This window comes from Arsenophonus sp. ENCA (assembly GCF_002287155.1).
In the GTDB taxonomy this organism is placed as follows: domain Bacteria; phylum Pseudomonadota; class Gammaproteobacteria; order Enterobacterales; family Enterobacteriaceae; genus Arsenophonus; species Arsenophonus nilaparvatae.
This window is the reverse complement of record NZ_NHNG01000458.1, coordinates 1-3,689: the sequence shown is the minus strand read 5'-3', so window position 1 is coordinate 3,689 and position 3,689 is coordinate 1. Positions and strand designations below refer to the sequence as shown.

The following is a 3,689-nucleotide window of genomic DNA, read 5'->3' as shown; positions in this document are numbered from 1 at the left end:
GAAAGGCGCGAAAAAATTCCTCAGCAGAGCGAATTTGACGAGCGGGCAAAACACATTCTCGCCCCAAGGTCATCTCTAAAACCGGCAATAATATTTTTACCCAGCGACATACCCGGGTTCTATCTAACACGAGTTTCGCACAGGCATATAAAGTTCTAAAAATATCTAAAATAATGTTTTATCCGTAAGATATTTTATAATATAAAATATATATTTATTTCAATAACTTATGTGTTAATTAGCAATTTTTGCGAATTATATATTATGTCGAATTGAACTTAAAAATAACTTGTTTATTTGTTGGTGCGAAACTCGTGTCACAATTAATTTTGCTATTGAGCAACAGGCTTAATAAAATAAAAAGCAGTTTATCTAGTGGGGTTGGGATAAATCCTTTCTGCCCTGCACCCATCTGCCGCTCGTGATCTTTTCGATTCTTTTTCCGATAAATCAAATAACAAGCTGAAAATTCAGCGGCTAAATTTTTCAATTCTTCGACTGATAATCCAATGATTGCTTTACATAAACGATTATCTCGTAACAGCCGCTCTTTGTTGATCATTTCAAACCTTTATTCTCTAAGTTAAACCTCTTTTTATTCTCAATAGCGTGACAAAAAATGCAAGTCTCTATTCAGCAACTAGTTTAAAGACTAGGGCACGGGTTGAACATGCATTTGCGGCGATGGAACAAATGGGTAGAAAACTGATCCGCACCATTGGACAGGTGCGCGCTAATTTTGCCATGACGATGATGGCAGCATGTTACAACCTAAAGCGGTTGGCGTACTTCCAGAGCGCGTGCATCGTGGCTTTCTGACGCCCAGAATGGGTCAAATGGCCCTAGCCAGGGCAATGTGCGATAGAATCAGTAACGTGATAATCAAAAAAAATCTAATTATTTAGAATGAAAGCCAAGGGTTAATTGAAAATCTTGAGTTTTTCGAGGTGCCCCATAATGAAGTTTGTTATTATCGGCTGTTAAATTAGCTAAATTATTTTGCTCTAAAGGATTATTTGCATTCTTTACAGTAATATAAGCATCAGCTAAATAGCTGTGAAGAAAAGCAGAAAAATTAGGCTTAATTGAAACCGTGTTTTGTTCGCTGGTTAATGCAAAATGATCAGATTTTACATTATTTGCAATATTTTGATGGCTGTTTTTAATACCCAAAATATTTTTGCAAATATGACCTGAATTAATAGTCATGATATCCATATTGGAATTTAGTGCTGTAAATTTAATTAACTGAACTGGTGTAATATTATTTTTATAAAAAGTCATTTTTTTTCCTTATTATTTTAGATAATTCCCAATAACTATTATAAAATTAGCTAGTAAAAATAAATATCAAATTACGTTCAAATACTAATAATCCAAACCATGTTTATATAAGAACCATTTATATTTGATCAGCCATTAAATAACATAATAAATATTTCTATGTTATATAAAAAAGTAAATATAGTTTTCATTTAAATAATAGATGACATTAATTTAATCTAACTGCCTATAAATTTGACAAATTTTCAAATTACTTCCATATTTAGAGATGGTTAAATTAATATACTCTAGGGTGTTAAGGTTATTAAAATGTCATCCATATTCAATAAGTTATTAGCATTCTTTTCAATAGGAGCACGCATGGGTTACTATGAAATCAAAAAAAGTAGTAAAAGTACTGAGCAACCATACTACTTTGTGTTAAAAGCCGCTAATCATGAAGTTATTGCCACTAGTGAGATGTATAAAACCAAAGCCGCAGTACAAAAAGGGATTGCTTCGGTGCAAAAAAATGGTCCAACCAAACAAGTGAAGGATCTTACCAGCGAAAGCTAAACTATTCATTATTCTTCTAAAAGCTGCAGCTATTGGCAGCTTTTCCTTTTACCTGCCTTCTCTTGCTATCTTTAACCTGACTAAAAATAAATCCAAAAATCTTTGGCAACTGCTATGCTGTTACTTTAACCGCAATAAACCCGATCAAATCCAAAGGAAGGTCACCATGAAACTCTACTATTCTGCCGGCGCTTGTTCACTTGCACCGAATATTGTATTAAGAGAAACCGGCTTAGATTTTAGTATTGAACGGGTTGATCTAAAGAAAAAATGTACCGAGAAAGGCGTTGATTTCTATACAATTAATCCTAAAGGCCAGGTACCGGTATTACAGTTAGATAACCATGATATTTTGACTGAAAATGCAGTTATTTTGCAATATATTGCCGATCAAGCCGCTGACTCAAATGATAAATTAATCGCACCAATGGGCAGCCTGCAACGTTATCATCAGCTCGAATTGGTTAATTATATTGCAACGGAATTACATAAAGGTTTTAGTCCGCTATTTTCACCTTTAACACCGGATAACTACCGTGAGATTGTGATAAAATCCTTAATCACTAAATTTAGCTATATGGAAAATTTGTTGGTTAAGCGTAAATTTATCAGCGGTGAACACTTTACTATTGCTGATGCTTATTTATTTACCATTTATCGTTGGGCTACGGTAGTTAATATTGACCTCAGCCAATATCAACATCTAACACAGTATGTTGAAGAAAAAATTAACCAACGTAAAAGTGTACAGGAAGCATTAACTACTGAAGGTTTAATCTAATTTTAGCCTTGTTTGTTGCTCTTCAGCTTTGATTTAGCTTGAAGAGCAATGTCCTGCGATAAAATGGTTAATCAAGCTGTACCGCTTTAAAGTGATAAGCTGGATTTACCATTTTATCTTGCGCAGCAACCAGTTGTAATTCATATTTATGCATTACTTTCGTCTTTAACACCACTTCATAAACCGCTGCCGCTACATGCTATAATGCACTAGATAACGATTTGCCGTTTAATAAATTGACCAACATTAAACCGCTGGTAAGATCGCCAACCCCAACCGGTTGCTGTTTACCAAAATCAATAAGTGGCCGACTGATATGCCAGCAATGCGCTTTGGTCACTAATAGCATTTCAAAACAGTCGGCATGATAACCGGCACGACTGAGATGTTTTACTAAAACCGTTTGCGGGCCTTGTTGACACAATTCTCTCGCTGCTAATAGGGCTTGTTCAACATTAGTAATCGATTTTCCAACTAATGTTTCCAACTCTAACGCCAATTCCCAAACGAAATGCAACAAAGTAAATCCTTGGTCATACATAAAACTAGTTGCTGAATAGAGACTTGCATTTTTTGTCACGCTATTGAGAATAAAAAGAGGTTTAACTTAGAGAATAAAGGTTTGAAATGATCAACAAAGAGCGGCTGTTACGAGATAATCGTTTATGTAAAGCAATCATTGGATTATCAGTCGAAGAATTGAAAAATTTAGCCGCTGAATTTTCAGCTTGTTATTTGATTTATCGGAAACACGAGTTTCGCACAGGCATATAAAATTCTAAAAATGGCTTAAAAGCAATGATTAATCTGCAAGTTACTAAAAAACATAAATTTTCTTAAATTACAATAAGTTGTATTTGATTTATAAGGTTTTGACTATTTATATATCATGCTGAATTAAACTTAAAAATAGAGCGTTTTTTTATTGGTGCGAAACTCGTGCACGCATTACCATCTGATAAATAAAGCTGAACGTGTTCTTTTGCACGGGATAATTCCACATAGGTATTATCCATTGCTGCGAGGGTACGTGAGCCTTCATAGACGATGACATACGGATAAGAAGCGC

At 34.4% G+C, this 3,689-nt stretch carries 6 protein-coding genes and 2 pseudogenes; 4 read left to right on the top strand and 4 right to left on the bottom strand.

Translation table 11 applies throughout. The annotated features are described in order from the left end of the window. Positions 1-262: 262 nt before the first annotated feature. Positions 263-562, bottom strand: a complete 300-nt coding sequence (locus CBG25_RS11885; protein ID WP_290606845.1) for a hypothetical protein — start codon at positions 560-562, stop codon at positions 263-265. Positions 563-648: 86 nt separating this feature from the next. On the opposite strand from CBG25_RS11885, the pseudogene CBG25_RS11880 reads away from it, so the two are divergent. Beyond that, positions 649-819: pseudogene (locus CBG25_RS11880) on the top strand (transposase); the annotation flags it as partial. Between the two features lie 78 nt (positions 820-897). Here CBG25_RS11880 and CBG25_RS11875 read toward each other — a convergent pair. Further along, positions 898-1,284 carry a hypothetical protein gene (locus tag CBG25_RS11875; protein WP_290606844.1) on the bottom strand — a complete coding sequence of 129 codons (387 nt, stop codon included), beginning with the start codon at positions 1,282-1,284 and terminating at the stop codon, positions 898-900. A 360-nt stretch (positions 1,285-1,644) separates the two neighbouring features. Between CBG25_RS11875 and CBG25_RS11870 the strand changes: the two genes are divergently transcribed. Both CBG25_RS11870 and gstA read left to right on the top strand, forming a co-directional pair. Beyond that, complete coding sequence (locus CBG25_RS11870; protein ID WP_032114942.1) at positions 1,645-1,839, top strand: YegP family protein; 195 nt, start codon at positions 1,645-1,647, stop codon at positions 1,837-1,839. A gap of 166 nt (positions 1,840-2,005) precedes the next feature. Beyond that, positions 2,006-2,620: a glutathione transferase GstA gene (gene gstA, locus CBG25_RS11865; protein ID WP_290606843.1), complete on the top strand. Its 615-nt coding sequence runs from the start codon at positions 2,006-2,008 to the stop codon at positions 2,618-2,620. Between the two features lie 67 nt (positions 2,621-2,687). Here gstA and CBG25_RS11860 read toward each other — a convergent pair. Then, a pseudogene (locus CBG25_RS11860) lies at positions 2,688-3,113 on the bottom strand (PfkB family carbohydrate kinase); the annotation flags it as partial. A gap of 134 nt (positions 3,114-3,247) precedes the next feature. On the opposite strand from CBG25_RS11860, the gene CBG25_RS11855 reads away from it, so the two are divergent. After that, entirely contained in the window at positions 3,248-3,394 is a 147-nt protein-coding gene (locus CBG25_RS11855) for a hypothetical protein (protein ID WP_290606842.1), read from the top strand. A gap of 113 nt (positions 3,395-3,507) precedes the next feature. Here the strand turns inward: CBG25_RS11855 and CBG25_RS11850 are convergent. Further along, the coding region (locus CBG25_RS11850) for a hypothetical protein (RefSeq protein WP_290606840.1) at positions 3,508-3,689 on the bottom strand (182 nt) is incomplete at its 5' end.